Origin of the sequence: Massilia sp. Dwa41.01b, from assembly GCF_014171775.1 — a bacterium.
Lineage (GTDB): Bacteria > Pseudomonadota > Gammaproteobacteria > Burkholderiales > Burkholderiaceae_D > Telluria.
This window is the reverse complement of the sequence record NZ_CP050454.1, coordinates 5,094,291-5,121,201: the sequence shown is the minus strand read 5'-3', so window position 1 is coordinate 5,121,201 and position 26,911 is coordinate 5,094,291. Positions and strand designations below refer to the sequence as shown.

At 65.5% G+C, this 26,911-nt stretch carries 22 protein-coding genes and 2 pseudogenes; 17 read left to right on the top strand and 7 right to left on the bottom strand.

Annotated features, from left to right (window positions below):
- Window positions 1-19: 19 nt before the first annotated feature.
- The 4 genes and pseudogenes from G4G28_RS23590 to G4G28_RS23580 all read left to right on the top strand — a co-directional run bounded on the left by G4G28_RS23590 (window position 20) and on the right by G4G28_RS23580 (window position 2,950).
- A complete protein-coding gene (locus G4G28_RS23590) occupies window positions 20-472 on the top strand; it encodes a CPBP family intramembrane glutamic endopeptidase (RefSeq protein ID WP_229508122.1) in 453 nt (150 codons plus the stop codon).
- Between the two features lie 113 nt (window positions 473-585).
- A pseudogene (locus G4G28_RS27180) lies at window positions 586-1,197 on the top strand (DAHL domain-containing protein); the annotation flags it as partial.
- Window positions 1,198-1,366: 169 nt separating this feature from the next.
- Window positions 1,367-2,163: pseudogene (locus tag G4G28_RS29545) on the top strand (diguanylate cyclase).
- A 145-nt stretch (window positions 2,164-2,308) separates the two neighbouring features.
- A complete protein-coding gene (locus G4G28_RS23580) occupies window positions 2,309-2,950 on the top strand; it encodes a GNAT family N-acetyltransferase (RefSeq protein WP_182991654.1) in 642 nt (213 codons plus the stop codon).
- Between the two features lie 271 nt (window positions 2,951-3,221).
- On the opposite strand, the gene G4G28_RS23575 is transcribed toward G4G28_RS23580, so the two are convergent.
- Window positions 3,222-3,737, bottom strand: coding sequence for an Lrp/AsnC family transcriptional regulator (locus G4G28_RS23575; RefSeq protein ID WP_182990185.1), 516 nt, complete (start codon window positions 3,735-3,737; stop codon window positions 3,222-3,224).
- 259 nt (window positions 3,738-3,996) lie between these two features.
- Between G4G28_RS23575 and G4G28_RS23570 the strand changes: the two genes are divergently transcribed.
- The 3 genes from G4G28_RS23570 to G4G28_RS23560 all read left to right on the top strand — a co-directional run bounded on the left by G4G28_RS23570 (window position 3,997) and on the right by G4G28_RS23560 (window position 11,296).
- Entirely contained in the window at window positions 3,997-7,557 is a 3,561-nt protein-coding gene (locus G4G28_RS23570) for an indolepyruvate ferredoxin oxidoreductase family protein (protein WP_182990184.1), read from the top strand.
- 233 nt (window positions 7,558-7,790) lie between these two features.
- Complete coding sequence (locus G4G28_RS23565; RefSeq protein WP_182990183.1) at window positions 7,791-9,290, top strand: S41 family peptidase; 1,500 nt, start codon at window positions 7,791-7,793, stop codon at window positions 9,288-9,290.
- Between the two features lie 230 nt (window positions 9,291-9,520).
- Window positions 9,521-11,296 carry a M14 family metallopeptidase gene (locus G4G28_RS23560; protein WP_183107885.1) on the top strand — a complete coding sequence of 592 codons (1,776 nt, stop codon included), beginning with the start codon at window positions 9,521-9,523 and terminating at the stop codon, window positions 11,294-11,296.
- A gap of 227 nt (window positions 11,297-11,523) precedes the next feature.
- Here the strand turns inward: G4G28_RS23560 and G4G28_RS23555 are convergent, their stop codons facing one another.
- A complete protein-coding gene (locus G4G28_RS23555; RefSeq protein ID WP_182990182.1) occupies window positions 11,524-12,279 on the bottom strand; it encodes a LytTR family DNA-binding domain-containing protein in 756 nt (251 codons plus the stop codon).
- A 3-nt stretch (window positions 12,280-12,282) separates the two neighbouring features.
- Window positions 12,283-13,386: a sensor histidine kinase gene (locus G4G28_RS23550; protein ID WP_183107884.1), complete on the bottom strand. Its 1,104-nt coding sequence runs from the start codon at window positions 13,384-13,386 to the stop codon at window positions 12,283-12,285.
- A 148-nt stretch (window positions 13,387-13,534) separates the two neighbouring features.
- On the opposite strand from G4G28_RS23550, the gene G4G28_RS23545 reads away from it, so the two are divergent.
- Together G4G28_RS23545 and G4G28_RS23540 are read left to right on the top strand one after the other, a co-directional pair.
- Window positions 13,535-14,440 (top strand): TonB-dependent siderophore receptor, encoded by a 906-nt coding sequence (locus G4G28_RS23545; RefSeq protein ID WP_183107883.1) that lies wholly within the window; start codon window positions 13,535-13,537, stop codon window positions 14,438-14,440.
- A gap of 130 nt (window positions 14,441-14,570) precedes the next feature.
- The gene (locus G4G28_RS23540; protein ID WP_308602565.1) at window positions 14,571-15,650 is read left to right on the top strand and encodes a TonB-dependent receptor domain-containing protein; all 1,080 of its coding nucleotides are present in this window, start codon (window positions 14,571-14,573) and stop codon (window positions 15,648-15,650) included.
- A 3-nt stretch (window positions 15,651-15,653) separates the two neighbouring features.
- Here the strand turns inward: G4G28_RS23540 and G4G28_RS23535 are convergent, their stop codons facing one another.
- Window positions 15,654-16,175: a histidine phosphatase family protein gene (locus G4G28_RS23535; RefSeq protein WP_182990178.1), complete on the bottom strand. Its 522-nt coding sequence runs from the start codon at window positions 16,173-16,175 to the stop codon at window positions 15,654-15,656.
- A 138-nt stretch (window positions 16,176-16,313) separates the two neighbouring features.
- Between G4G28_RS23535 and G4G28_RS23530 the strand changes: the two genes are divergently transcribed.
- The 6 genes from G4G28_RS23530 to G4G28_RS23505 all read left to right on the top strand — a co-directional run bounded on the left by G4G28_RS23530 (window position 16,314) and on the right by G4G28_RS23505 (window position 20,373).
- Window positions 16,314-16,874 carry a GNAT family N-acetyltransferase gene (locus G4G28_RS23530; RefSeq protein ID WP_182990177.1) on the top strand — a complete coding sequence of 187 codons (561 nt, stop codon included), beginning with the start codon at window positions 16,314-16,316 and terminating at the stop codon, window positions 16,872-16,874.
- A gap of 215 nt (window positions 16,875-17,089) precedes the next feature.
- Window positions 17,090-17,725: a glycine zipper 2TM domain-containing protein gene (locus G4G28_RS23525; RefSeq protein ID WP_182990176.1), complete on the top strand. Its 636-nt coding sequence runs from the start codon at window positions 17,090-17,092 to the stop codon at window positions 17,723-17,725.
- 275 nt (window positions 17,726-18,000) lie between these two features.
- Window positions 18,001-19,197 carry an AI-2E family transporter gene (locus G4G28_RS23520; RefSeq protein WP_182990175.1) on the top strand — a complete coding sequence of 399 codons (1,197 nt, stop codon included), beginning with the start codon at window positions 18,001-18,003 and terminating at the stop codon, window positions 19,195-19,197.
- 47 nt (window positions 19,198-19,244) lie between these two features.
- The gene (locus tag G4G28_RS23515; RefSeq protein WP_182990174.1) at window positions 19,245-19,514 is read left to right on the top strand and encodes a hypothetical protein; all 270 of its coding nucleotides are present in this window, start codon (window positions 19,245-19,247) and stop codon (window positions 19,512-19,514) included.
- Between the two features lie 249 nt (window positions 19,515-19,763).
- A complete protein-coding gene (locus tag G4G28_RS23510) occupies window positions 19,764-20,015 on the top strand; it encodes a hypothetical protein (protein ID WP_182990173.1) in 252 nt (83 codons plus the stop codon).
- 37 nt (window positions 20,016-20,052) lie between these two features.
- Window positions 20,053-20,373 (top strand): sensor histidine kinase KdpD, encoded by a 321-nt coding sequence (locus G4G28_RS23505; RefSeq protein WP_182990172.1) that lies wholly within the window; start codon window positions 20,053-20,055, stop codon window positions 20,371-20,373.
- 92 nt (window positions 20,374-20,465) lie between these two features.
- Here G4G28_RS23505 and G4G28_RS23500 read toward each other — a convergent pair whose 3' ends face one another.
- The 3 genes from G4G28_RS23500 to G4G28_RS27695 all read right to left on the bottom strand — a co-directional run bounded on the left by G4G28_RS23500 (window position 20,466) and on the right by G4G28_RS27695 (window position 23,577).
- Window positions 20,466-21,605: an OmpA family protein gene (locus G4G28_RS23500; protein ID WP_229425295.1), complete on the bottom strand. Its 1,140-nt coding sequence runs from the start codon at window positions 21,603-21,605 to the stop codon at window positions 20,466-20,468.
- Between the two features lie 226 nt (window positions 21,606-21,831).
- On the bottom strand, window positions 21,832-23,409 hold the full coding sequence (locus tag G4G28_RS23495) for a phospholipase D family protein (RefSeq protein ID WP_374011340.1): 1,578 nt from the start codon (window positions 23,407-23,409) through the stop codon (window positions 21,832-21,834).
- Window positions 23,410-23,442: 33 nt separating this feature from the next.
- On the bottom strand, window positions 23,443-23,577 hold the full coding sequence (locus G4G28_RS27695) for a hypothetical protein (protein WP_267873645.1): 135 nt from the start codon (window positions 23,575-23,577) through the stop codon (window positions 23,443-23,445).
- A gap of 240 nt (window positions 23,578-23,817) precedes the next feature.
- Between G4G28_RS27695 and G4G28_RS23490 the strand changes: the two genes are divergently transcribed.
- Window positions 23,818-24,558 carry a Crp/Fnr family transcriptional regulator gene (locus tag G4G28_RS23490; protein WP_229425293.1) on the top strand — a complete coding sequence of 247 codons (741 nt, stop codon included), beginning with the start codon at window positions 23,818-23,820 and terminating at the stop codon, window positions 24,556-24,558.
- 70 nt (window positions 24,559-24,628) lie between these two features.
- Complete coding sequence (locus G4G28_RS23485) at window positions 24,629-26,908, top strand: PAS domain-containing hybrid sensor histidine kinase/response regulator (protein WP_229425292.1); 2,280 nt, start codon at window positions 24,629-24,631, stop codon at window positions 26,906-26,908.
- Window positions 26,909-26,911 lie beyond the last annotated feature (3 nt).

Below are 26,911 nucleotides of genomic sequence, written 5' to 3'. Positions count from 1 at the left end.
CTGCTTCTGGCTGGGGTCGATGCTCTACGGTGCCGGGCCCGGCCACCCCTTTGTCAGCATCGCGCACAATTACCAGCTGCAGCCGACAAGTGGCTGGAGCCCCCTGCGCCTGCACCTGACCTTCACCATCGCCGCCTGCCTGTTCAGCCCGATTGGCGAAGAGATCTTTTATCGCGGCTTCCTGCAGAAGGTGCTGGAAGACCGCCACGGCGCCAGGCGCGCCACCCTGCTCGAAGCTGCGCTCTTCGCCATCGTTCACCTGTGCCACCACGGCATCGTTCTGAGCGCGGCCGGCCCCGTGCTGCAGGGCGCCTCGGCCGCGCTCTGGGTTGGCCAGATGTTCCTGCTGGCGCTGGGTTTTGCGTGGCTGCGGCGCGCATCGGGCTCGCTGCTGCCGGCGATCGTCGCGCATGCCGCCTTCAATGCGGCGATGAACGCCTGGATCTTCGCGCGGCTCTGGCCGCAGGCTTGATCCTGACAAGACTGCGCGCCAAGGCCAGCCGCACTTGCACCAATGTAAATTAATTGTTACAAGAAGTACCGCGTGCGCGAAGCGCGCGGCGGTTTTGTTATGCTCATTGGACTATGAGCAGAATGTGGCAGCGGATGGACAGGTGGTTTGCGGTGGGGATACGCAGCCTCGAGCGAATGAACCCACGGCAACGCCTGCGCTGGGGCGTGGCGGCGGCGCTGGCCCTGGTGGGCCTGCTCGCCTTTCTCTACACCCGCACGACCGGCGTCGACGTCGACACCCAGAACCGTGTCATGTTCGACCTGCACGAACTGCAGCAGCTCGACGCCGAATGGGATGCCAATCTGCTGCGCGCCCACATCGGCAGCGGCATGGCCGATGCCCGCCTGGTCGCCCCCGTCGCGCAAATGAACGAACTGAGCGCCCGCCTGGCCGAAGCCCTGCCCATGACCCGCGGGCGCGCCGCGCGCCATGCGCATGCGGCCTTGAGCGAATCGCTGCGCGCCAAGGCCGAACTGGCGGCGCGCTTTCGCGTGCTGAACCCGCCGCTGCGCGCGGCCTTGCTGTCGTTGCCGCCGGCGCTGGTCGACCTCAAGACGGAACTCGGCGGCATCGAGGGCGCGCTGGCGCCGGGCCGCGTCGTCGTGCGCCTGGACGCGTTGCTGAACGACCTGCTGGCCGACACGCTGCGCTACAACCTGGCGCCGTCCCCCGCGCTGGCCCAGCGCATCGAAGGCAACCTGGCCCGGGTCGAAGCGCAAAAAGGACGCTTTTCGCTGGCGGTGGCGAACCAGATCGACGCCCCCGGCGCGCGACACCCGCACCATCCTGGCCAACCGCCCGCGCGAGAACGAGGTCGAGGCGCAGATCGCCGCGCTCGGCACTGGCGAGGCGATGACCCGCCTCGGACGCGAACTGGACCGCTCGTTCCAGGCCGAGGTGCTCGAGCGCCAGCGCTACCGCGGCTTCCTGTTCGCCTATTCGATCCTGCTGCTGGGCCTGCTCGCCTGGGTCGGCTGGCGCCTGCGCCGCAGCTACCGCATCATCAACGACGTCAACCACCGCCTGCAGGCGGCCAACGACACCCTCGAACACCGCGTGGCCGAGCGTACCGCCGAGCTCGAGGAGCAAACGGCCAAGCTGGCGCGCCTGGCCCAGCACGACAGCCTGACCGGACTGGTGAATTATGGCCAGCTGACGCGCCTGCTGGAGCTGGCGCTGGTGCGCGCGGCGCGGCGCGACAGCGTGGTAGTGGCGATGTTCATCGACCTCGACGGTTTCAAAGGCGTCAACGACACCGGGGCCATGCCACCGGCGACCTGGTGCTGCAACTGGTGGCGCGCCGGGTGCAGAAAGTGCTGCGCGCCGAGGACGTGCTGGCGAGACTCGGCGGCGACGAATTCGTCGTCATGCTCGAAGGCGTCGGTGCGCGCGAGGGCGCCCTGCGCATCGCGCGCCTGGTGCTCGAGCAGATCGAGGGCATCCCGGAAGCCGACGGCAACCCGGTATCGATTTCGGCCAGTATCGGCATCGCCGCGGCGCGCGGCCGCCAGGGGCTCGAGGCCGGTGCCGCCGCCTTGCTGGCCGATGCCGACAAGGCGATGTACGCGGCGAAGCAGGCGGGCAAGGGCACCTTCGTCATCAGCGAACATGCGCAATGGACGAGCCAGGCAGTGGCCGTGCCTGGTTGAGCACGGGAGGAATCGCCAGGCAAGGCAGGCGGCGAATCCGCTACAATGGACATATGTTGCACTGCACAATACGGAATCGGCGATGCCCGACAAACTCCCTGTCACACCCGCCACGCCCCCCGAGCCGCCACGCAAGAACGCGCTGATGCACTGGTTCGCCAGCCTGTTTGGTGCCACCGAGCGCCCGGCCGTACTGGTCAAGGCCCTGGGCCGGCGCGATCGCCGCCGCATGCTCAGGCACTTCCTTGCCCTCGACGCGGATGACCGCCTGCTGCGCTTCGGCACGGTGCTGCCGGACGCGCAGATCCACGCCTATGTCGACAGCATCGATTTTTCGCGCGACATCGTCTTTGGCGTGGTGAACCGTTTCTTCCAGCTGGTTGGCGTCGGCCATCTTGCCTTTGCCCCGGTCGCCCCGGGACGCGAGGCCAACACCAGCAAGGGCCGCGTGGCCGAGTTCGGCGTCTCGGTATCGAAGTCGGCGCGGGGGCAGGGCGTTGGAAGCAAGCTGTTCCAGCGCGCCGCCATCCACTGCCGCAATTCGGATGTCGACACCCTGTATATGCAATGCCTCACCAGCAACCGCACGATGATGCACATCGCCAAAAAGGCCGGCATGGAGATCAAGCGCGAATATGGCGAAGCCGACGCCTACCTGCACCTGCCGCCGCCCAGCCCCGGCAGCGTGATGCGCGAAGCGCTCGAGGAACAGTTCGCCGTGATCGATTACACGGTCAAGGCGAATGCGCGCGCAGCCGTGAAATGGTTCATGCCGCGCAAACGGTAGGGTAGGCGGCTCCACCCGTTCGTTCGCGCACGCGCGCACGCAATGCCGCCTGCGCGTTCACATCACGCCTGATCCTTCGCGAGGCGTAGGGTAGGCGGCTCCACCCGTTCGTTCGCGCATACGCGCACGTCATGCCGCCTGCGCGTTCACACCACGCTCGAAACGATGCGAGGTTTCCGGAGCCGGTTGAACGCGTAGGCGGCGCACACGCCTGCCATGCGCGGCGCTCTCGATAGAGCCGCCTACCCTACGCAAGGCACGGCAGGGCGCATCACCGTGCCGGCGTCTCCCCGATCGGCAGCGCCGTCGTCTCCTTGATCCGCTGCAGCGCAAAGCTCGACTTCACGTCCAGCACCGACGGGTGGCGCAGCAGGGTGGCCATCATGAAGCGCGAGAAATGGTCCATGTCCTCCACGTGCACGCGCAGCAGGAAATCCATCTCGCCCGTCATCGCATAGCAGGCCACCACTTCCGGCCAGGCCGCCACCGCCTGCGCGAATTCGAAACGCGGCGAGGTCGCCGGCACGCGCGAATTGGCTGGCCCTTCGCTGTGCTTTTCCAAGCGCACATTTACATAGGCCAGCAAGCCCAGGCCGATCTTGTCCGGGTCGACCAGCGCCACGTACTGGCGAATCACGCCGGCTTCCTCGAGGCGCTTGATGCGGCGCAGGCAGGGCGAGGGCGACAGGTTCACGCGCTCGGCCACATCCTGGTTCGACAGGCGGCCATCGGCCTGCAGAATCTCCAGGATTTTGCGGTCCGTTTTATCCAACTCGATCTTTGACATTTATTTCCCTTCGACTGACTAGAACCGCAATTTTATTGCGCAACTGGCGCGGCGGGGGGAATTGATTGATATTTAATGCCGGGGGCACAAGACTATACTGTCGCCACCCACGGAGGAGACATCTCCGTCGCGGCGCGACCAACAACAACAAGCGCGCCGCAACCCGAAGGACGCATCAGGAACGCTGCAGCGACATCCCGGCCAGCCCGGCCCGATCGCTGCCGCCTTGCGTCCGGCACAACACAACGGAGATTGACCAATGAACGCCCCCCTCGACCGCTCCCAGCTGCAGCCGTCACAGCCGAACCACGAAATCACGCTCGACGACAAGTGGACACTCGAGCGCGGCCGCGCCTTCATGACCGGCACGCAAGCCCTGATCCGCCTGCCGATGCTGCAGCGCGAGCGCGACCTGAAAGCCGGCCTGAATACCGCCGGCTACATCACCGGCTACCGCGGCTCGCCCGTCACCGCTGTCGACCAGACCGCGATGAAGGCGAAGAAGCACCTGGATGCCCACCATGTCAAATTCCACCCGGGCATGAACGAAGACCTGGCGGCGACCGCCGTCTGGGGCACCCAGCAAACGAATCTCTACAAGGACGCCAATTACGATGGCGTGTTTGCCATGTGGTATGGCAAGGGCCCGGGCGTGGACCGCTGCGGCGACGTGTTCAAACACGGTAACAACGCCGGCTCCGCCAGGCACGGCGGCGTGCTGCTGCTGGCCGGCGACGACCATGCGGCCAAATCCTCGTCCACCGCGCACCAGTCCGACCACATCCTGACCGCCTGCGGCATCCCGGTGCTGTACCCCTCCTCGGTGCAGGAGTACATCGACTACGGCCTGCACGCCTGGGCCATGAGCCGCTACACGGGCCTGTGGGTGTCGATGAAATGTGTCACCGACGTCATCGAATCGGGCGCCGTGGTCGACCTCGACCCGGACCGCGTCCAGATCGAGCTGCCGACCGACTTCGAACTGCCCGAGGGCGGCCTGAACATCCGCTGGCCGGACGCCGTGCTGGACCAGGAAGTGCGGATGAACAACCACAAGTGGTATGCGGCGCTGGCCTATGCGCGTGCGAATAAACTGAACCAGATTATCTGGGACAGCCCGGCACCAAAGATCGGCATCATCACCGCCGGTAAAAGCTATGTCGACACGCGCCAGGCGCTGGCCGACCTCGGCATCGACGAGCAGGCAGCGGCCGACATCGGCCTGCGCCTGTACAAGATCGGCATGACCTGGCCGCTCGAGTCCGAAGGCGTGCACGAATTCGCGCGCGGCCTGGACGAGATCCTGGTCATCGAAGAGAAGCGGCAAGTGCTGGAATACGCACTGAAGGAAGCGCTGTACAACCTGCCGGACAGCGAGCGTCCGCGCGTGGTGGGTAAATTCGACGACACCGGCGAGTGGAGCAACAAGGACCGCAAGGGCCATGGCGACTGGCTGCTGCCGGCGACGTATGAGCTGAGCCCGGCCCAGATCGCGCGGGCGATTGCTTCGCGCATCTCCCACTACTGCGCCGGCCACCCGGTCGAGCAACGCGTGAAAGAGCGCATCGCCTACCTGGAAGCGAAAGAGCTGGTACTGAAGAACATTCCAGCCAAGGCCAATCCGCAAACCGACCGCATTCCCTACTTCTGCTCGGGCTGCCCGCACAACTCGTCGACGAAAGTGCCGGAAGGCTCGCGTGCCATGGCCGGCATCGGCTGCCACTACATGGTGCTGTGGATGGACCGCGAGACCGACACTTTCACGCACATGGGCGCGGAAGGCGCGACCTGGATCGGCCAGGCGCCGTTCACCAAGGAGAATCACGTCTTCCAGAATCTGGGTGACGGAACCTACTTCCACTCGGGCATCCTGGCGATCCGCGCCGCCGTCGCGGCCAAGGTGAACATCACCTACAAGATTCTCTACAACGACGCGGTCGCGATGACCGGCGGCCAGAACGTCGACGGTCCGCTCGATCCGGGCATGATCACGCGCCAGATCGCCGCCGAAGGCGTGAAACCCATCATCGTCGTCACCGACGAGCCCGATAAATACCCGAGCGACTATGCCTGGGCCGAAGGCGTGACCGTGCGCCACCGTTCCGAACTGATGGACGTGCAAAAAGAGCTGCGCGAGATGCCAGGCGTGTCGGCCATGATCTACGACCAGACCTGCGCCTCCGAGAAGCGCCGCCGCCGCAAGAAAGGTGAATTCCCCGACCCTGCAAAACGCGCCGTGATCAACGAAGCCGTCTGCGAAGGCTGCGGCGATTGCTCGGTGCAGTCGAACTGCCTGTCGGTCGAGCCGCTGGAAACGGAACTGGGCCGCAAGCGCCAGATCAACCAGTCGTCCTGCAACAAGGATTTCAGTTGCGTCTCCGGCTTCTGCCCATCGTTCGTGACGGTCGAAGGCGGCGGCCTGAAAAAGCCAAAGAAAGCGGCTAGCGGTACGGATAGTGCACCGCCAGTCCTGCCCGCGCCCGCCGTCCCAGGCATCGATGCGCCCTTCGGCATCCTGGTCGCCGGCGTCGGCGGCACCGGTGTCGTGACCGTCGGCCAGATCCTCGCGATGGCGGCCCACGTCGAAGGCAAGGGCGCGATCGTGCTCGATCAATCCGGCCTGGCCCAGAAGGGCGGTCCGGTGATGTCGCACGTGCGCCTGGCGCAGAAGCAGACGGACCTGCACTCGACCCGCGTCGGCACCGGCAGCGCGGACCTCGTCATCGGTTGCGACCAGATCGTCACCGCCAGCCGCGATGCCTTGAGCCGCATGGGCGAAGGCCGTACCTGGGCCGCGGTGAACAACACCGGCTCGACTACCGCCGCCTTCGTCAAGAACCCCGACTGGCAATTCCCGGCCGAGGGCTCGAAGGGCGCCATCCAGCTGGCCTGCGGCGCGGACAATGTCGACTTCGTCGATGCCGGCCAGATGGCCACCGCCCTGATGGGCGACGCGATCGCCACCAACATGTTCATGCTCGGCTATGCCTTCCAGAAGGGCCGCGTGCCGCTGCTGGAAAGCTCGCTGATGCGCGCGATCGAACTCAACGGCGTATCGGTACCGTTCAACAAGGCCGCGTTTAACTGGGGCCGCACCGCGGCGCACGACCTGGCAGCGGTGAAGAAGGTGACGACCCCGGCCAAGGTAGTCGAGTTCAAGCGCACGCAGACGCTCGACGAGCTCATCAACCGCCGCGTCGAACTCTTGAGTGCATACCAGAACGCCGCCTACGCCGCGCAGTACAAGTCGTTCGTGGACCAGGTGCGCGCTGAGGAAGCCAAGCTGGGCAAGGGCACGCGCCTGACCGAAGCCGTCGCGCGCTACTTCCACAAGCTGATGGCCTACAAGGACGAGTACGAAGTCGCGCGCCTGCACACCGATCCGGCCTTCAAGGAAAAGATCGCGAACATGTTCGAAGGCGACATCAAGATCAAGTACCACCTCGCGCCGCCGCTGCTGGCCAAGCACGACAAGGAAGGCCGCGCGATCAAGCAGGAATACGGTTCGTGGATGACGGGTGCGTTTGGCCTGCTGGCCAAGCTGAAAGGCCTGCGCGGTACCCCCTTCGACATCTTCGGCTACAGCGAAGAGCGCAAGACCGAACGCGCGCTCATCAAGCAGTACCGCGACACCGTCGCCGGCCTGCTGCCGAAGCTGACGAGCGAGAACCTGGCGCAGGCGGTGGCGATTGCCAGCATTCCGGAAGACATCCGCGGCTACGGCCACGTGAAGGAACGCCACCTGAAGGCGGCCAAAGCCAAGGAAGCCCAATTGTTGTCGGCTTTCCACACTCCGCAGGGCTTGAACCGCGCCGCCTGAGCATTTTTTGGGCGATAAAGCACCACGCCAGGACCGGCCGTAAGCTGGTTCTGGCGTTTTTGCTTCAGAGCATGGATAATTTATGTTGAAAAAATTTTAAAACAAATAATAAACGCACCGTTTTGCAAAGCGGGCGGTCTGGCTTCTCCCTCCATCACGAACTTGTCCTAGATACATTGCTCATGAAATTGTCGATACCCCAACGCGGTCAACTGACCGCTTCGCTCCGCCTGATGTGCACTGGCCTCGCGGCCGCGTTGACGCTTGCCGCCTGTGGCGGTGGCGGCGGCGAACCCGGCAACGTCACCAATCCCCCGATTAACTCGAACGCAGGTCCCGATCCGGTCCTTTCCACCCTGGGCGATGCTTTCGACACCTACTGGAACCGCTGCGCCAAGCCGCGCACCGGCATCGATCCCTACACCGGCAAACCATATCCGGACCGCCAAGGCAGCCTGCGCGACGAGCTGACCTTCCTGCGCGCCTGGTCGAACCAGTACTACCTCTGGTACAACGAGATCCCGACCGACTTCCAGATGTCGCAATTCAGCAATCCGGTCGACTACTTCGACAAGCTGATGTCGCCGATCCACGACAAGGACATGTACCACTTCACCTATCCATCGGACGAGTGGGACAAGATGAGCAATTCCGGGATTGAACTCGGCTATGGCATCACCTGGAGCAGCGCCGGAGGGAGCGCACCGCGTACCTGGCGCGTGGCCATCGTCGAGCCGGGTTCGCCGGCCGCCGCCGCCGGCCTGCGCCGTGGCGACCAGCTGACCGTGGTCGACGGCGCCGACTTCGTCAACGGTTCCGACGGCGCGACGGTCGACAAGATCAATGCCGGCCTGTTCCCGAGCGCATCCGGCCTGCACAGCTTCACCCTGAAGCGCAACGGCGTCGACCTGAACGTGTCGATGCAAGCGGCCGACGTGACGGCGTCCTCGGTGAAGTACACCCGCGTCATCGACACCCCGACCGGCAAGGTGGGTTACCTGAGCTTCGAGAACCACAATGCGGTAGCCGAGCGCCAGCTGATCGAGTCGATCACGACCCTGCGCAACGCGGGCATCAACGACCTCGTCCTCGACCTGCGCTACAACGGCGGCGGCCTGCTGGGCGTTGCCGGCGAACTGTCGTACATGATTGCCGGCCCAACGACGGAGAACAAGGTGTTCTCGCGCCTGCAGTACAACAACAAGATCGAAGCCCGCCAGACGCCGGAAATCATCCGCTTCGTGTCGAAGCCCTACGGCTATGGCACCGGCGCGAATGCCGTCGACAAGAACGCCCCGCTGCCTTATCTGGGCCTGAGCAAGGTCACGGTGCTGACCACCTCGGGCACCTGCTCGGCCAGCGAATCGATCATCAACGGCCTGCGCGGCGTCGATGTCGAGGTCAATGTGATTGGCGCCACCACCTGCGGCAAGCCGTATGGCTTCACCCCGGTCCCGAACTGCGGCACGACCTATTTCTCGGTCGAGTTCCAGAGCGTGAACGCGAAGGGCTTCGGCGACTACGCCAACGGTATCGCCCCGAACTGCTCGGTGGCCGATGACCTGTCGCACGACCTGGGCGACACCAACGAGGCGATGTTGTCGGCCGCACTGAGCTACCGCGCCAACCGTGCCTGCCCGGCCCGTACCTCGGCACAGGCGATGGCCTTGGCAACGCCGCACCAGGTGCGCTCGGCGGTCTCCCAGATCGCGATCTACAACAAGCCACGCTAAGGACAGGCGCGGCCACGGCCGCGTCATGGTCTGGATGTCGGCAAGCGCCACCTTCGGGTGGCGCTTTTTCATGCGCGTTCCGTATTCCCACTTCACCGGGTGTCAATACGCCCGCAGGCGATAGCGCCGAAAGCGGGCAAGCTGCCGCCTGTGCAAGGGAAAACGCGACTATAATTTTCCGCTTTGCCCCTCTTCCTTTCGCCTTCACCATTTCTGCCGGAGTGACATCGATGATTCGTTCTGCGTTACTGCTTGCGCTGCTCGGCGCCATGCCGCTGTCCCACGCCGCGCCAGCCCACAGCGCCCCTGACCTGACCACCGTCTCGGAGCGTTCCGGCTTCCAGGCCACGGGCCGTTACGACGAAGTCGTCAAGCTGTGCGCGGCGTTTGCCAGGGCGTATCCGAAAGCGGTGAAATGCATCGAATTCGGCCGCACGCCGGAAGACCGCCCGATGCTGGCGCTGGTGGCCACCACCAGCGGCGCCTTCACCCCGCAGGCGGCAAGCAAGGCCGGCCTGCCGGTGACGCTGATCCAGGGCGGCATCCATGCCGGCGAGATCGACGGCAAGGATGCCGGCTTCCTGGCGCTGCGCGAAATCCTCGAGGGCCGCCTGGCCCGGGGCGCCCTCGACAAGCAGGTGCTGCTGTTCGTCCCCGTTTTCAATGTCGACGGCCACGAGCGCTTCCAGAAGTGGAACCGCCCGAACCAGCGCGGCCCGGTCGAGATGGGCTGGCGCACCACGGCGCAGAACTTCAACCTGAACCGCGACTACGTCAAGGCCGACTCGCCCGAGATGCAGGCGATGCTGGCACTGGTGAACAAGTGGGACCCGCTGACCTATGTCGACCTGCACGTCACCGACGGCGCCAAGTTCCAGCACGATGTCTCGATCCAGGTCGAACCCGTGTATTCCGCCGACCCCGAATTCCGCCAGGCCGGCCTGGCGCTGCGCGACAAGGTCATCGCCGACATCACCAGGCAGGGCTCGACCCCGCAGTCCTACTACATGTCGTTCGCCAAGACGGACGATCCGCAATCAGGTTTCGTCGATGGCGTGTCGGACCCGCGCTTCTCGACCGGCTACTTCCCGCTGCGTAACCGCATGGCCATGCTGGTCGAGACCCACTCGTGGAAGGATTATCCGACCCGCGTGCGCATCACCCACAATAGCGTGATCTCGGTACTGGAGCAGGTGGCGCAGAACGGCAAGGCCTGGCAGCAGGCGGCCGCCAGCGCCGACGCGCGCGCACGCCAGCTCGCGGGCACGCCGGTGGCCCTGAGCTACAAGACCACCGAGAAGACGAAGATGGTGGACTTCAACGGCTACGAGTACACGCGCACGCCGTCCGAAGTCTCCGGCATCCTGATGACGCGCTACGACGAAAGCAAACCGCAGGTGTGGCGCGTGCCGCTGCGCGACGAGGTGGTGGCCGACCTGGAAGTGACGGCGCCGCGTGCCGGCTACATCGTCCCGGCCGCGCATGCGGCGATGGTCGCGGCCAAGCTGACGCAGCATGGCATCGCCTTCCGCAAGCTCGACAAGGCACTCGAGGGTGTCGACACCGAGACCTTCCGCGCCGACAAGGCGACGTTTGGTGCCACCTCGTTCGAGTCGCACCAGCGCCTGACGGTGGAAGGCGGCTGGAAGCGCGAGCCGCGCAGCGTTGGCCGCGGCGCCCTGTTCGTGCCGGTCGCCCAGCCCAAAGCGCGCCTGGTGATGGCGATGCTGGAACCGCAGGCACCGGACTCGCTGCTGGCCTGGGGCCTGTTCAACAATGCCTTCGAGCCGAAGGAGTACATGGAGGAATACGTGGCCGAGGACGTGGCACGCGAACAGATGGCCGCCGACCCGGCCCTCGCCGCCGAGTTCAAGCGCCGCGTCGAGAGCGACCCGGCGTTCGCGAAGAACGCCCATAAACGCCTCGAGTTCTTCGCCCGCCGCCACGCCTCCTGGGACGAGCGCCTGAACCTGTATCCGGTGCTGCGCACGGACGTCGCGCCGTAAAAAGCAGAGGCCGGGACATCCCGGCCTTTTTAATTGGTGGCGTTGGCCAGGCAGCTTGCGCCGTCTATCCGTAGGGTGGGCTCCGCCCACGCGGTATAGCACGGTCGAGCAATCGAAACGCCCATTCCTCAACGCTACCGCATCGGGCTACGAACTACGGTGTGACGATGCATCGGTCCTATACCGCGTGGGGCATTGAAGCCGAGGGCTTCAATGCAAAATCCACCCTACGAAACCCCCAGCAGCGCGCGCACCGCGCCCACATACCGCTCGCTGACCGCCACCTCGCTCCCATCGCGCAGGCGCAGCAAATAAGTTCCGTCCCCGACCACGGACAAGCCGATCGCTTCCCGCCGCCGCACGATGACACTGCGGTGCACACGTAAAAACTGCTGCGGATCCAGCAGCGCCTCCAGCCGGCTCAGCGCCACCCGATGCAGCAGCGTGCGCGCGCCCAGGTGCAGGGCCACGTAGTTCCCCTGGGCCTCGATCCAGGCGATATCGAGCACCGCCACCGTATCGATGCGCCCCACCGAGCGCACGCTGATCTGTTCGACCCAGGGCGGACTTTCCGTATAGCCGCGCATGGCCGCGCCGTAGGCAGCGCGCTGGCGGGCGGCCAGCATCGCCGCGGCGCGTTCGACGGCCTGCGCCAGGCGCGCGTCGTCGAGCGGCTTGAGCAGGTAGTCGAGCGCGTGCACCTCGAAGGCGGCGACCGCATGCTCGCTGTGGGCCGTCACGAACACCACCAGCGGCGGTTCAGCCATGCGCGCCAGCTCGCGCGCCAGCAGCAGGCCCGATTCGCGCGGCATCTGGATGTCGAGGAACAGCACCTCGATCCCGCCGGCGGCCAGCACGCCCCGTGCCTGCGCGGCGCTCTCGCACTCGGCTACCAGCTGCCAGTCGGGATGCGCCTCCATCGCCAGACGCAGGTTGGTGCGGCCAGGCGTTTCGTCGTCGACGATGGCGTAGCGGATCGGCATGCTTCAGTCCTGCGCCGCCAGCGGCAGGCTGATCTCGGCCAGGAAGTGCTCGCCGACGCGCTCGGTGCGCAGCGACGCGCCCGGGTCGGCCAGGGCCAGGCGCGCACGCGTGTTGCGCAGTCCCAGTCCCGTGCCGGGATTCGGCGACGCCGCCGGGCTGACCGGATTCATCACGCGGATCAGGAGCCGTTCGCTCTCGCGTACGAACGACAGGCGGATGTCGCCCGGACCATCGTGGCAATCGAGGTCGTGGCGCAGGGCGTTCTCGATCAGTGGCTGCAGCAGCAGGGGCGGGCAGGGGCCGCGCCGCACGGTCTCGTCGTCGCCCTCGATGCGGATGCGCAGGCGCTCGCCGTAGCGCAGGCGCTGCAGAGCGAGGTAGTCGCGCACGAAGCCGAGTTCCTCGTCGATGGTCGCCTGCTCGCGCTGGGTGGCGGACAAGGCATAGCGCAGCAGGTCGGACAGGCGGCCGATGCCGGCCAGCGCATCGGGCCTGTCGCCGCCGCGCACCAGGGCGCTGATGGCGTTCAGGGCATTGAAGATGAAGTGAGGCTCGAGCTGGGCGCGCAGGGCCAGCATGCGCTGCTGTTCCAGTGCCAGGTGCAGGTTCAGGTTTTCCGCCTGGGCTTGGGCAAAGGCCTCGCTGCGGGCACGTGCTTCGCGCAGATTGCCGAGGGCGACCATGGCAATGAAGGTGCCACTGGTCCAGGCGGTTTCGCTGAACCAGGTCAGCTTGCGCATCTTGACGAATTCGGCCCAGGCACTGGCGAGGGTCAGCACCTCGCCGCGCAGCAGCACATCGACACTGCCGATATACAGCCACTCGAGCGGCAGGAACAGCGCCAGCGCCGCGTAGATGCCCAGCGTACGCAGGCGGTCGGTGAACAGCGCCGGGCGCCACGCCAGCGCCAGGCTCAGGCTACTGCTCAGGACCATCATCGGCACATGGCCGAGCCACCAGTCGAGCAGGAGGAATGCGTACGATTGCGGATGTCCGGTCGCGATCTTGTCGGTCCAGGAGCCGAGCGCCCCGGCGCCGGTGAGCATGCTCCAGAAGGCGATGTGGGTGAGGACGATGCGCGCCGCCTTGCGTTGTTGTTGTTTCATCTGGGTTCGAGTATAACAGCGCGCCTGGAGGCAAAAAACGCGCGGCACCCGGCTTCATCCCACGCTTGCCGGGTTTCGTCACAAGACTGTTTTCACCCTGCCGCCGCACCATCACATTGACAGCCTTGACGACCACCGATCCGATCCGATGCCCCGCTTCCTGACCCTGTCGCTGCTGTTCCCCTGTTCGCTTGCCCTTGCCCAGCAGGGCGCGGAGCCGCCACCCACTGCGCCTTACCGGGTGGAGGTCCAGGGCGCATCGACGCAGGATCAGCGACGCGAGGCGACAGTCGCCCGCCTGGTCGTCGGCCGCGCCGACATCGCCCGCTACGGCGACAACAGCCTGGCCCAAGTGCTCAAGCGCCAGCCGGGCATCGCGATCGTCGGCAGCGAGGTGCGCATGCGCGGCCTGGGCGCGGGCTATACGCAGATCCTGATCGACGGCCAGCCGGCGCCGCAGGGCTTCTCGATCGACAGCATCGCGCCCGAGCTGGTCGAGCGGATCGAGGTGTCGCGCAGCGCCAGCGCGGACCAGAGCACGCAGGCCGTGGCCGGCAGCATCAACATCGTGCTGCGCAAGCGCGCCGGCCCCGGGCGCGAAGACAAGGCGACGCTCGGCTACCGGAGAAGCGAATGGAATCCCGGCGTCTCGACCCGCTTCGGCGGACGCGATGGCAGCCTGTCGTGGTCGGTCGGAGCGACGCTGGAACAAAACACGGAGGTCGACCTGTATGCCACCGACGAGGCCATCGATGGACCCGACGGCAGGCCGCTGGTGCTGCGCCGGATCGACGAACGCGCGGCTGGCCGGATCCAGCGGCTCAATGTCGCGCCCACGCTGAACTGGGACCTGGCCGATGGCGACACCCTGGCCTGGCAAACGCTGCTGGAGGCGACCCGCATCCGCAGCGGCATGGCGAGCCGGGAAGCGGCCTTGCTGGGCGACCCCAGCGCCTACCCGGACAGCGTCGCCGCCATCGGCCCACACCGCCAGCCTGCGCAGCAACCTCGCCCTGGGCACGCCGCGTCGGCGAGGCCGGCAAGCTCACCCTGAAGGGCAGCGTCGACGCCAGCCGGCGCCGCTCCGGCTACCTGTTCGAAGGCGCGCGCCCGGACGGCAGCGCGGGCCTGGCGCGCTTCGTCGCGGCCGGCGCGGACGAGCGTACCGCTAACCTCAGCGGCAAATACCGGCGCCGCTCGGCAGCGCGCACAGCCTGGCGCTCGGCTGGGAGGCCGCCCATACGACGCGCGACGAGCAGCGCCACCAGCGCGATACCGTGAACGGCGCACCTGCCGCCCAGCGCCTGCAGGACTACACGGCGCAGGTCGAGCGCCTGGCGCTGTTCGCGCAGGACGAATGGGAGATCTCGCCCGCATTGCAGGCCTACCCGGGCATGCGCTGGGAGGGCGTGCGCACCGCCACCGAAGGACGCGACCTGGCACAGGTGAGCGGCTCGAGCGGCGCGGCCAGCCCGATCCTGCAACTGCTGTGGAAGCTGCCGGAAAAGCGCCAGCTGCGCCTGGCGCTGGCACGCACCTATAAAGCCCCGCTCACGCGCGACCTGGTGCCGCGCCGCTACACCATCAATAACAACAATAGCGCCGTCAATCCGGATGTCGAAGGCAACCCGGCCCTGCGCCCGGAAGTGAGCTGGGGCCTCGACCTGGCCTGGGAGCGCTATGTCGGCAAGGATGGCGTGGCCAGCGTCTCGGCCTATGCGCGCCGCGTCGAGGACGTGACCACGCAGCTGCTGTACCGCGACGGCGCCAGCTGGGTGTCGCGTCCGGTCAATGGCGGCCGCGCCCGGGTGGCGGGCATCGAGTTCGATATCAAGTCGCAGGCCGTGCTGGCCGGGGTGCCCTTGGAATTGCGCCTGAACGCCGGCCGCAACTGGTCCTGGCTCGACAGCGTGCCCGGTCCCGACAACCGGCTGGGCGAACAGGTGGGCTTTACGGCCAACGCCGGCATCGACTACCGCGGCAAGCTGTGGAGTGCCGGGACCAGCCTGGCGTATCAGGGTAGCGACGCCAGCGTGTCGGCCGCGGGCGTACGGGGCGAGCGCGGCGCACGCGCGCTGCTCGATGCCTATTGGCTGAGCACTGTCGGCGCCGGCTGGCGCCTGCGGCTGAGCGTAGCCAATGCGCTGGGCCGCGACGGGCGCAGCGCGTCGCGCTACCGCGATGCCGATGGCGGCACGATCCGGCGCGCCGTCACTGCCGATGGCGTGGCGACGCTGCGCGCGGCGCTCGAGCGCAATTTGTAGCGCTTACGGGGCCGCGCCGGTGGCCGGCAGCGACGTGAACAGGACGGTGGTGATGGCACCGCCGGCGCCCGGTATCAGCTGGTAGAGGCGGTCGAATTCGTTGTCGGCAATGTCGCTTCCTGGCTGGCCGCCGAACAGGCGCACCAGTTCCGACAGCGTGTTCGAGTGGCCGACGACGAGCACCGCACCGTTCAGGGTTTTCACTTTCGCCACCAAGGCCTGCGGCGTCTTCGGATCGTACAGCTGCACCGGCAAACCGCTGTGCTGCGCCAGCGGCTGCGCGGTCTGCTGCGTGCGGTTGGTCGGCGTGCTGAATATGTGGGCGATGCCGGCCTTGCCCAGCATGGTGGCGATGTTCTGCGCGCGCTGCCGGCCCTGGGGCGTCAGCTCCGGATCCTTGCCCTCGAGCGCCTTTTCGCCGTGGCGCACGAGGTAGATCATCGATGGCTCGGCCAGTGCCGCGCCTGGCGCGAGCACGGCAAGGACGAGGGCGCAAGCGCCGGACAGGCGCGTCAGCAGTGACATGGTGTTCCTTTCATCGGTCGCGGTGGGTGCCAGTTCGTGGCCAGGTTGCTGTCATGTTGGCAGCGCATCGGGCGACAAGGTAGCACACCGGCAGACCTGTGCTACCTTTTACAGGGACGATCTCTGCAGGGGAATGATATGAACCGCAATCCGGACGGGCAAGAAGACACGATAGCAGTGGCGCCAGTGGTACCCGTGCTGTCGACCCCACGCCTGCGCCTGCGCCGCATGCGCGTCGACGACGCTCCCTTCATGCTGGCGCTGCTGAACGATCCGTCCTGGCACCGCTTCATCGGCGACCGCGGCATACGCACCCTGGAGGGCGCGGTCGATTACATCGTGAACGGGCCGCTGGCGATGGTGGCGCGCCTGGGTTTCGGTTTCGATGTGGTCGAGCTGGCAGGAGGTGGCTGCCCGATCGGCGTCTGCGGCCTGGCCAAGCGCGATTTCCTCGACGACGTCGATATCGGCTATGCCTTTTTGCCGCAGTATTGGGGAAGCGGATATGCCCACGAGGCGGCGCAGGCCGTGCTGGCGCATGCGCGCCAACTCGGCTTGCGGCGCGTGGTCGCCACGGTGCGCCCGGATAACGCTGCGTCGATCAGGCTGCTGGAAAAGCTGGGCCTGCGCTACGAACGCAGGCTCGAGCGCATGCCCGCTGCGCCCGACCTGTGCCTGTATGCCGTGGAATTCGCTTGACGGGGCGGACAGGGCGGATGGCTGCCTCCGCGAGATCGTGTTGCCTGCTCATCCAACTCTATTTTTCGCTACGTACGGTAAGCCACAGAGCGCAGGCGTCGAAAGGCGGATAACGGTGTTGACGGCACGAAACGTGTCGCAGAACAGCGGTCAAGAAAACAAGACCAGGCCGTATTCACCGCTGAACCATCCGATTCCATCACTGAAAGAACATCATGAACATGCCCCTCAATAACGATGCCAAGCGCCGCACCCACCCGGTCGTGCTCGCAGCGGGTTCCGCCGTCGTGCTCGTGTGCCTGGTCGGCACCGCCGCCATCATGGGATGGCTGCCGACCTCTGCCGGCGCGACTGCCGAACAGGCAGCGCTGGCGCTGGCACAACCTGCCGCCGTGTCGCCTGACAAGCCGGCCAGGCAAGCGGGCGATCATGCCGCACCCCGTCATCTCGCAGCGGCGCCGGTCGTGTACCGCCAGCCGCGTGCGGAGCCTGTACGCCGTACCGAAGCACCGGTATGCCAGAACTGCGGCACTGTCGCGTCGATCCGTGAAATCAACACCCGCGGCGATGGCAGCGGTCTTGGTGCGGCCGGCGGCGCCGTCGTTGGCGGCCTGTTGGGCAACCAGGTCGGCGGCGGCCACGGGAAAGAGGCGATGACCGTCGTCGGAGCGATCGGCGGCGCGTTTGCCGGGAACCAGATCGAAAAGCGGGCCCGTGCCACGCAAAGCTACGAAACCACGATCCACATGAACAATGGGTCGACGCGCACGGTTGCACAGACTGTGCGCCCTGAATGGCATGACGGCGACCAGGTAAAAATCGTGAACGGCATCGTGCAGATGCGGGGCTAACACCCCATGACAAGCCGCGGCGTGCCTGTGCAAAGCAGGGCGCCGCGGCTTGTAACGCACGGCCGCAGCGCACCTCGAGGTGTGCTGCGGCCGTGTCGTTTGCAGCCCGCGTCTCCCACCAACACAGATTACACCGCGCCATGTCGACCCAGAATACCTGTCACGCCCACGAACCACCTCCATTATCGCCCTGCCTTGAGCGAGCCGGCCGGGCACCCACCGAGGGGCCGACAGTCGCAAGGCTGGGTGACCATGCGGCCCTGCGGCCGCCGCAGGTGCGCAGACGCACTATCCGTATCGAGATCGCGCCGCGTACCATGTTTACCATCGTGGCGATTGCGCTCGGTATCGCCTTGCTGACCCATCTGATACCGGTGGTCCTGGTGTTGATCACTGGGTTGATGTTGGTCGGAACGCTCAGTCCCCCCGTCGCCTGGCTGGAGCGCCATCGGCTCGGCCGCCTGAGCGCCATCGCCCTCGTCTTTGCGACCCTGCTGCTGGTGGTCGGGGCGCTGGCGGTGTTTACCGTGCCCGCGTTTGTCGTCCAGGTCGGCAGCCTGGTCGAGCAGGAACCGGCATTACGCATAAAGCTCGTGAAGTTCCTCGCCTCCTATCCGCTCACCACCTCGCTGGCCGAGACCTTGCGCCACCTGCAGTACGGCCAGTTGTTCAAGTCCTACAGTACCGAAGCGATCGCGTTTTCGCGGGACGTGCTTGAAATCGTGGCCTATGGCGCCGGCTCGATTTTCCTCGCCCTGTACATCATGATCGACCGCGACCGGCTGCGCGGCGCCCTGTTTTCCGTGGTCCCGCGCGCGCACCATATGAAGCTCTCGCGCATCATGCTCAAGCTGGAAACGATCGTGGGCGGCTATGTCCGCGGCCAGATCGTTACCTGCGCCATGATGGCGACCCTGCTGTTCATCGTGCTCAGCGCATGCGGCGTGCCCAACGCCATCGCCATTGCCGCGTTCGGCGGCATTGCCGACGTGCTGCCCTTCGTGGGCATCTTCCTGACCATGATCCCGGCCGTGCTCGCGGCACTCGGCGTCAGCAGTGTCGCGGCCACCGTCGTGTTCGTCGTTCTGCTGTGCTACGAGCAGTTCGAAAGCCGGGTCCTGATACCGCTCATCTACGGCCGTGCGCTGCGTTTGCCCTCGTCGGTGGTGCTGTTCTCCCTGATTACCGGCGGCACCCTGTACGGCATTGCCGGCGCCCTGCTGGCGCTGCCGCTGGCGGCGACCCTGCTGATGCTGGCCGATGAGCTGAAGATGGGACTGCCTGGCGAAACACCGCAGCCCGACGACGTTACCGCCGACCGCAATGACATCGTCGGCGAGGCCGAATACATGCGCCGCACCGGCGGCATGAGCGCCGAAGCCTCGGCCGGCGTGGCGCTGGAAATCTCAGGAGAGCGCAACGTGAAGGAAGCCCAGTCGCCCGATCCTTCGCGTGCGCCTGAGTCGGGGTAATCCGCGTAGCGTCGGAACTCCAGAAAAGTCTCAAAGGAGACACCATCATGAAAACCGAACGGTCGACTACCTTTCGCGGTCTGCCGCTGACATCCGAACAGGACAGCGAGATCCGGCATTACATCCACGGCCGGCAACGTTGTGGGCTGCCATGGGAAACGTCGGAGCTGCAGGCCATGCTGGCCGACATGCTGGACCCGCCGGAAGTGGACGAAGAGGACGGGACCTCGCTCTCCGACAGCATGCGCGCCGAACGCGTGGCCGTGCAGGACAACGAGGTCGACCCCGACAAGCTCGACGTGCGCCACAGCCATTGATGGCTGGAGCAGCGCCGGCGAGGCCAGGCTTCCTGCCCCAATGCGCCGCCGGGCACACGCCCGCCTCTACAGGCATTGCATTCTTGACTACACCGATCGGGCGACGCGCAACAACATGCCAGATCGCAGGGCCTGGGTCCACGGCCCGCGTCTGACGAGGCGCGCGTCATCCGCCCAGGGCAGGCTGCGTACGCCAGCGGATTTACCCTGCTGCAGCTCATCGCCGAGTATCGCGCCCTGCGCACAAGCGTGCTCAAGCTGTGGGAGGCGCACTGTGTCGACCTGCCGGCCGACATCACACGCTTCAACGACGCGATCGACCAATCCCTCGCGCAAGCAGCGGTCGCCTATCCCGACAGGCTCAACGAGACCCGCGAGATGTTCCCGGCCATCCTGGGATCTGCGCGGTCCCCGGCTGCGACCATGGCGGCAGGGGCCTACCTCGGGCGCCCTGGCGCGTTCGAGCATCAGGTCGAGCAGATGGGGGCGCGGCTCGGATGAGTTGATGGGGTAATTCGACCAGCCCCGGCTCCAGCAGTTGCTCACGAATCTGGTCACCAATGCGGCGCAGTACGGCACGCGCGGAAAACCGATCCTGGTGGAGATTGCGGGCGAGCCGGAGCGCGTGCTGATCAGCGTGCGCAACGAAGGCCCGACCATTCCCGCAGACGCGCTACCCACCCTGTTTTCGTCGTTGGTGCAGCTGCCGAAGCACGATGGCGACGTGCGTCCACGCAGCAGTCCTGGTCTCGGCTTGTTCATTGCAAAGCCAATCGCCGTCGTCCATGGCGGCGACATCGAAGTCCGGTCGGATGATGCCACGGGCACCGTATTCACCGTGATCGTGCCGCGGGCTTGAACACAACGGTCCGTGACGGCCGGGTTGCTTCGTTCGGACGCAAAAAAACCGCCTGGGCTTGCGCCAGGCGGTTTGTCGATCGGCTTCCCGGATTAGCGGGGGACGCTGCGGGTGCCGACGACTTCGATGGTCACGCGGCGATTCCTGGCGCGGCCTTCGGCGGTCGCATTATCGGCAATGGCTTGGGTTTCGCCCTTGCCTTCGGTGTACAGCCGTGCCGGATCCAGCCCGCGCGATACCAGATACGCCTTGACGGCATCGGCACGGCGCAGCGACAGCTTGTCGTTATACGCGTTCGAGCCGACCGAGTCGGTATGGCCGACTGCGATCATGACTTCGGTATTCATGCCCTGCAGCTTCGCCATCAGGTCGTCGAGTGCGGCTTTGCCGTCCGCTTTCACCACCGATTTGTCGAAATCGAACAATGCCTCGGCGGCGAACGAGACCTTTTCCGACACGGGCGCGGGCGCCGGTGCCGGCGGGGCGGCGCGCATTTCTTCCTGCGGGGCGGCGACAGGCGCGGCGACGATGGCCTTTGCCGCCGGGCGGCCAAACTTGTAGACCAGGCCGACCGAAGCGAGGTCGACATCGCCGCGATTGCCGACCACGTTATTGACGCGGTAGCGTTCCACTTCCGCGCGCAGCGCCAGGGCTTCGCTCAGTTTGTATTCCAGCCCGAGTCCGAGCTTCGCGCCGCGGCGGCCTCCGCTTGGCGGGTTCGGGTTGCTCAGGGCATCGAGGCGGTTGCCGCTGTAGTGGGTGCTTGCACGTGCATATTGCACGCCCGCGCGGCCCAGCAGCGACAAGCGCTCCGTCAGCGGCAGTTGGCCCACCAGGTCGGCGTTCACGCCGCGCAAACTTGTCTCCCCGCGCAGTGCGCCATTGCCGGAAGTGGTGGCCGCGGCATCGAACTTGCCCAGGTCAAAATAACCGGCTTCGAGTGCGAGATACCGGTTCAGTTGCTTGCCGCCGAACAGCTTGAAACCAAGGTCGCGTTCGTCCTTGCTGAAGGAAGTGAGGCTGGAGCCATCGGCCGTCAGGTTGCGCGTCATGCGTGCCCCATCGATGTCGGCGCGCGCTTGTCCCACGCTTGCTCCCATGTACCAGGCGCTGTTGGCCCAATCCGGATTGACGAAGCCGGCTGCAGCCGCCTCGGCCGGCGCCGCATGCGCGCCGACCATGGTGGCGCAGGCCAGGGCGATCAGTGCGGCGAGGGTGCTTGAAGTTTTCATTGTTCTGTTTTTCTTTATGGTGGTGAGTTACGTGGTGATCAGGTTGTTGCCTGGCTGTCCCCTGGGTGGGGGCAGCGGCCGACAGTCATGCAGGCTTCGGAACGCACTATTACCTTTCGGAACCCTCCACTCCGTTCGGTACCGCGCACAGCGCCAGTTATTTGCTGAATTCCGAGATAAATGTTCTGAAATACCTGTCCAGCCCCGCCGACGCATGGAATGGGTGCTACAACAACCACTCGATCGGCAGCAGCGACATCAGCCACACGCCAGCACGCAGGCCCGGGCTGGTGCCGGGCTCGACGTCATGGCGCAACACCGCGGCGCCGCGGCGCTCCAGCCAGTACAAGCGTCCTGCCGGCGACAGGCGCACTTCGTAGGCTTCCAGCGGCATTCTTTGGGCAAACGCATCGAAGATCCGGCGCGCCAGCACCGGGCTGTCGATCACAAAGCCCATCTCGGTGTTCAGCCTGGCCGAGCGCGGGTCGACATTGAACGAACCGATGAAGACGCGGGCATCGTCGACAGAAAAGGTTTTGCTGTGCAGGCTGGAGGCTGAACTGCCGCGCAAGCCCAATATCCTTCTCCGCGCGGATGCCTGCGTCATGCGGCGCAGTTCATAGATCGTCACGCCGGCGGCAAGCAGGGCCTTGCGGTGTCTGGCGTAACCGGCGTGCACGGCGGCGACATCGGTGGTTTCCAGGGAATTGGTCAGCACCCTGACCTTGATCCCGCTGTTGGCCAGTTCGACAAAGGCGGCGGTCCCCTCGTCCGTGGGCACGAAATAGGGCGACACCATGTTCAGTTCGGACACCGGCTCGCCCATCGTCTTCTTGAGCTTGTGGACGACCAGGGTGCGTGGCTGCTCCAGTCCGAGTCCTTTGCCAGGGTCGTCGCTGACCATGCGCGTGACACTCCAGTCGAAGACCAGGCGGTTTTCCAGGAAGTCACCGGCAAACGTGGAGGCACGCAGAGCGCGCGTATAAGCGAGGGCGCGCGGACTGCGCTCGATCTCCAGCGCCGCCGCCGTCAGTGCGTCGAGCGCAATGGGAGTCACTTCATCCAGCAGGCCGGTGACCGGATAGGATGATCCGCTCCCCCAGTAACGATCGAAATCCTTCGACACATCGGCAACGACGGGCCCGATCGCCATCACGTCGAGGTCGGCGAACAGCAGGTCGTCGTCGGCGCCGAAGTATTCGTCGCCGACATTGCGGCCGCCGACAATCGTGATCTGGTTATCGGCGGTAAAGGACTTGTTGTGCATGCGCCGGTTCGCGCGGCTGAAGTCGCTCAGATAGCCGAGCACCCTAGCCCTGCGCATGACGAACGGGTTGAACAGGCGCACTTCGAGGTTCGGGTGTGCGTCGAGTGCCGCCAGCAAGGGATCGAGTCCGGCCGTGTTGTTATCGTCGAGCAGGAGCCTGACCCTGACCCCGCGCTCGGCAGCCTCGCGCAGGGCCGCGAACAACAGGGTGCCCGTCATGTCCTGGTGCCAGATGTAGTACTGAACGTCGAGCGTGCGCTCGGCGGCCTGCGCCAGCAGCACGCGCGCGGCGAAGGCATTGCGTCCATCGGCAAGCGGGTAAATGCCGGATTTTCCCGGATGCGCCGCTACCCCTGCGGAAACGGCGCGCCCCAGCCCGGTGCTACCCGTATGCGCATCCGCTGTCGAGGCAGGCCGGTTGTCGAGGGAGGGCAGGGTGGTGCAGCCGGCAAGCAAACCCAACAGCAGGCACAGGGCGAATGCACGCATTGCGCCGTAGGGGTGCCGGCCTGGTCCCGGGATCGGACGGAGGTACATCATCGGGGCGCCTGGGCGAGCACGCGGCGGCAGTCAACCATGGCTCAGCAAGGTCCACAACAGGGTGGCAAGCTTGGCCACGCTGAGCGCTGCGATGGGGGAGGTGAGGATGCCGATCCACCCCGTCGAGCTGGCCATCAGGCTCGCATAATCCTGTGCAACATTCATATTGTTACTTTCTGTGGGATGCATTCCTGCCGGCTGGGCGCACGGTGGAATCCGGGTGGCACGTTTGCCGCGCCACCATGCAGCACTGTTGCGCCGTCCGGGAGCCCGCTCCGTTCGGTGGCACGCACAGCAGTAACAAAAAATAAAAAATTGCAATATTTCTAGGCGTTATGAAGTCCCCATGTTAGGCTTGTTTGTCTTAGCTTTGACTTATCACGAAACAATTTACAGCGCACCTGTATGCAAGACCCGAACCAGAACTACCTGCTCGCTGCCATGCTGGACGCGGAATTCGACCGCTTGTCCCCCCATCTCGAATCGGTAGCGCTGCGCCTCGGCGACGTGTTGTGCGAGTCCGGTGACACGCTCGATTACGTCTACTTCCCGACAACCGCGATCATCTCGCTCCACTATTTGCTCGAAAACGGCGGCTCCTCCGAAATCGCCGGCGTCGGCAATGAAGGCATGCTCGGGGTATCGCTCTTCATGGGCGGCGGCAGTACGCCGAGCCGGGCCGTGATCCAGACGGGCGGCCATGGTTATCGCTTGCCCGTGCGGATCCTGATGGAAGAATTCAACCGGGCCGGCCCTGTCATGCGCCTGCTCTTGCGTTACACCCAGGCCCTGCTCACCCATATGTCGCAGACCTCGGTCTGCAACCGTCACCACAGCGTGGAGCAGCAACTGTGCCGCTGGCTGCTGCTGACGCTCGACCGCCTGGGCGAGGGCGAACTGACGATGACGCAGGAGCTCATTTCCAACATGCTCGGCGTGCGCCGCGAAGGGGTGACGGAAGCGGCTGGCCGGCTGCAGGGGCGCGGCCACATCAGTTACCGGCGCGGCCACATCACCGTGCTCGATCGCATCGGCCTCGAGCAGGACGTCTGCGAATGCTACGACGTCGTCAAAAAGGAATTCGCCCGGCTGTTGTCGGACGTACGCCAGCGCCAGCCTGCGGGCTTGTCGAAACGCGCTGCCTGACACGGCCTGCCGTCAACCCTCCATTACCGCCGGCCCTTGACCTGGGCTCAAGGGCCGGGCACCGCTCACTATGCAACACATCAAACATTCTTCTCTCGAGCGCCTGATGGCAATCGGCTTTGCCGCAACGCTCGCTGCCGTGCTGCTGACGACCGCCATCGCGCTCGAGCAGCTAGGCCGGGGCACGGCGGCGATGCATATCAAGCTGATCATTGCGCTGCTGCTCGCTTTCCTTGGCGGCCTGCTGTGGCTGGCACGGCGCCAGTCCCGCCTGCGCAAGGCCACGCAGGCGAAGCTGCGCTCGGCGCCCTTGCTGAAAGCGGGCGCGCTGCAGGATGCCATTTTCAACAGCGCCAATTTTTCCAGCATCGCCACCGATGCCGATGGCGTCATCCAGGTGTTCAACGTGGGCGCGCAACGCATGCTCGGCTATGGACCGGAAGACGTCGTCGACAAACTGACGCCGGCAAGCATTTCCGATGCGCAGGAGCTGATCGAACGTGCGGCCTCGCTCAGCAGCGAGTTCGACACGACGATCCAGCCTGGCTTCGATGCGCTCGTCTACAAGGCCTCGCGTGGCATCGAAGACATCTATGAACTGACCTATGTCCGTGCCGACGGCAGCTCGTTCCCGGCCCTCGTGTCGGTCACTGCCTTACGTGGCGCCGAGGACGAGGTGATCGGCTTCCTGCTGATCGGCACCGACAACACGGCGCGCAAGCGGGTCGAGGCCGAACAGGCCCTGCTCGACCAGCGCCTGCGCGACCAGCATTTTTATACGCGTTCGCTGATCGAATCGAACATCGACCCCCTGATCACCACCGACCCGGGCGGCATGATCAGCGACGTCAACCAGCAGATGGAACTGCTGACCGGCCGCACCCGCGATGAGCTGATCGGTGCGCCGTTCAAGAGCTGCTTCACCGAGCCGCAGCGCGCCGAGCAGGCGATCACGCGGGTGCTCCAGGAAGGCAAGGTCACCAATTATGAATTGACGGCGCTGGCCTGCGACGGCGCCAGGACAGTGGTCTCGTTCAACGCCACGACCTTCCATGACCGCGACCGCAACCTGCAGGGCGTGTTTGCCGCCGCGCGCGACATCACCGAGCGCAAGCACTTCGAGGACGCCCTGCAGGAGACCAACGTCGCGCTGCAGCTGGCCAGGGAAGCGGCCGAAAAGGCCAACCGCGCGAAATCCGAGTTCCTGTCGAGCATGAGCCACGAACTGCGTACTCCGCTCAATGCGGTGCTCGGCTTTGCCCAGCTGATGGCTTCGGAACTGCCGCCGCCGAGCCTGCGCCAGCAGCGTTCCATCGACCAGATCCTCAAGGGCGGCTGGTACCTGCTGCGCCTGATTAACGAGATCCTCGACCTGTCCATGATCGAGGCCGGCAAGGTGACGATGTCGCAGGAATCGATGTCGATCAACGACGTGCTGCAGGACTGCAAGGGCATGATCGAGCCGCAGGCCAGCAAGCGCGGCATCGCCATGACCTTCCCCGAGCTCGACAACGTCTACTATGTGCACGCCGATCGCACCCGCATCAAGCAGGTGATGATCAATCTGCTCTCGAACGCGATCAAGTACAACGGCGCGGCGGGCACGGTGACGGTCGCGTGCACCGAAAGCGGCAACGGCCGGGTACGCATCAGCATCAAGGACACCGGCGCCGGCTTGCCGGCCGACCAACTGGCGCAGTTGTTCCAGCCATTTAACCGCCTGGGCCAGCACGACAGTGTCGAAGAAGGCACCGGCATCGGTCTCGTGGTCACCAAGCAGCTCGTCGAGCTGATGGGCGGGCAGATCGGGGTCGAAAGCACGGTCGGCGTGGGGACGGTGTTCTGGGTCGAGTTCGCTGCATCGACTCCGCCAGTGCTGGCACTCGACAATATCGACGAAGTATCGCTCGTGCGCCGGCACGCAGCGGCGCCTGGGTCGGGCGACCAGCCGACACTCCTGTATGTCGAAGACAATCCCGCCAATCTCGCATTGGTCGAGCAGCTGATCGCGCGCCGCGGCGACTTGAAGCTGCTCACTGCAATCGACGGCCAACTCGGCATCGAACTGGCGCGCACTTACCTGCCGGACGTGATCCTGATGGACATCAACCTGCCCGGCATCAGCGGCTATGGTGCACTCAAATGCCTGCGCGACGATCCGGCCACCGCGCATATCCCGGTGCTGGCGCTGTCGGCGAATGCGGTCCCCCGCGACATCGAAAAGGGACTGGAAGCAGGGTTCTTCCGTTATCTAACAAAACCGATCCGCGTTCACGAATTCATGAATGCGCTCGACGTAGCCTTGCTGCATTCAGCCAGCCTGGTCCAGCCGGCCGAACACGGCCCATAACAA

What these genes read in the sequence shown, in the direction of transcription:
- G4G28_RS23535 (WP_182990178.1), bottom strand. Translation starts at nt 16,175, where the DNA reads ATGTCACTGCTGACGCGCCTGTCCGGCGCTTGCGCCCTCGTCCTTGCC.
- G4G28_RS23545 (WP_183107883.1), top strand. Translation starts at nt 13,535, where the DNA reads ATGCCCCGCTTCCTGACCCTGTCGCTGCTGTTCCCCTGTTCGCTTGCC.
- G4G28_RS23525 (WP_182990176.1), top strand. Translation starts at nt 17,090, where the DNA reads ATGAACATGCCCCTCAATAACGATGCCAAGCGCCGCACCCACCCGGTC.
- G4G28_RS23555 (WP_182990182.1), bottom strand. Translation starts at nt 12,279, where the DNA reads ATGCCGATCCGCTACGCCATCGTCGACGACGAAACGCCTGGCCGCACC.
- G4G28_RS23590 (WP_229508122.1), top strand. Translation starts at nt 20, where the DNA reads ATGCTCTACGGTGCCGGGCCCGGCCACCCCTTTGTCAGCATCGCGCAC.
- G4G28_RS27695 (WP_267873645.1), bottom strand. Translation starts at nt 23,577, where the DNA reads ATGAATGTTGCACAGGATTATGCGAGCCTGATGGCCAGCTCGACGGGG.
- G4G28_RS23560 (WP_183107885.1), top strand. Translation starts at nt 9,521, where the DNA reads ATGATTCGTTCTGCGTTACTGCTTGCGCTGCTCGGCGCCATGCCGCTG.
- G4G28_RS23500 (WP_229425295.1), bottom strand. Translation starts at nt 21,605, where the DNA reads ATGAAAACTTCAAGCACCCTCGCCGCACTGATCGCCCTGGCCTGCGCC.
- G4G28_RS23530 (WP_182990177.1), top strand. Translation starts at nt 16,314, where the DNA reads ATGAACCGCAATCCGGACGGGCAAGAAGACACGATAGCAGTGGCGCCA.
- G4G28_RS23515 (WP_182990174.1), top strand. Translation starts at nt 19,245, where the DNA reads ATGAAAACCGAACGGTCGACTACCTTTCGCGGTCTGCCGCTGACATCC.
- G4G28_RS23550 (WP_183107884.1), bottom strand. Translation starts at nt 13,386, where the DNA reads ATGAAACAACAACAACGCAAGGCGGCGCGCATCGTCCTCACCCACATC.
- G4G28_RS23565 (WP_182990183.1), top strand. Translation starts at nt 7,791, where the DNA reads ATGTGCACTGGCCTCGCGGCCGCGTTGACGCTTGCCGCCTGTGGCGGT.
- G4G28_RS23575 (WP_182990185.1), bottom strand. Translation starts at nt 3,737, where the DNA reads ATGTCAAAGATCGAGTTGGATAAAACGGACCGCAAAATCCTGGAGATT.
- G4G28_RS23495 (WP_374011340.1), bottom strand. Translation starts at nt 23,409, where the DNA reads ATGTACCTCCGTCCGATCCCGGGACCAGGCCGGCACCCCTACGGCGCA.
- G4G28_RS23580 (WP_182991654.1), top strand. Translation starts at nt 2,309, where the DNA reads ATGCACTGGTTCGCCAGCCTGTTTGGTGCCACCGAGCGCCCGGCCGTA.
- G4G28_RS23570 (WP_182990184.1), top strand. Translation starts at nt 3,997, where the DNA reads ATGAACGCCCCCCTCGACCGCTCCCAGCTGCAGCCGTCACAGCCGAAC.
- G4G28_RS23490 (WP_229425293.1), top strand. Translation starts at nt 23,818, where the DNA reads ATGCAAGACCCGAACCAGAACTACCTGCTCGCTGCCATGCTGGACGCG.
- G4G28_RS23485 (WP_229425292.1), top strand. Translation starts at nt 24,629, where the DNA reads ATGCAACACATCAAACATTCTTCTCTCGAGCGCCTGATGGCAATCGGC.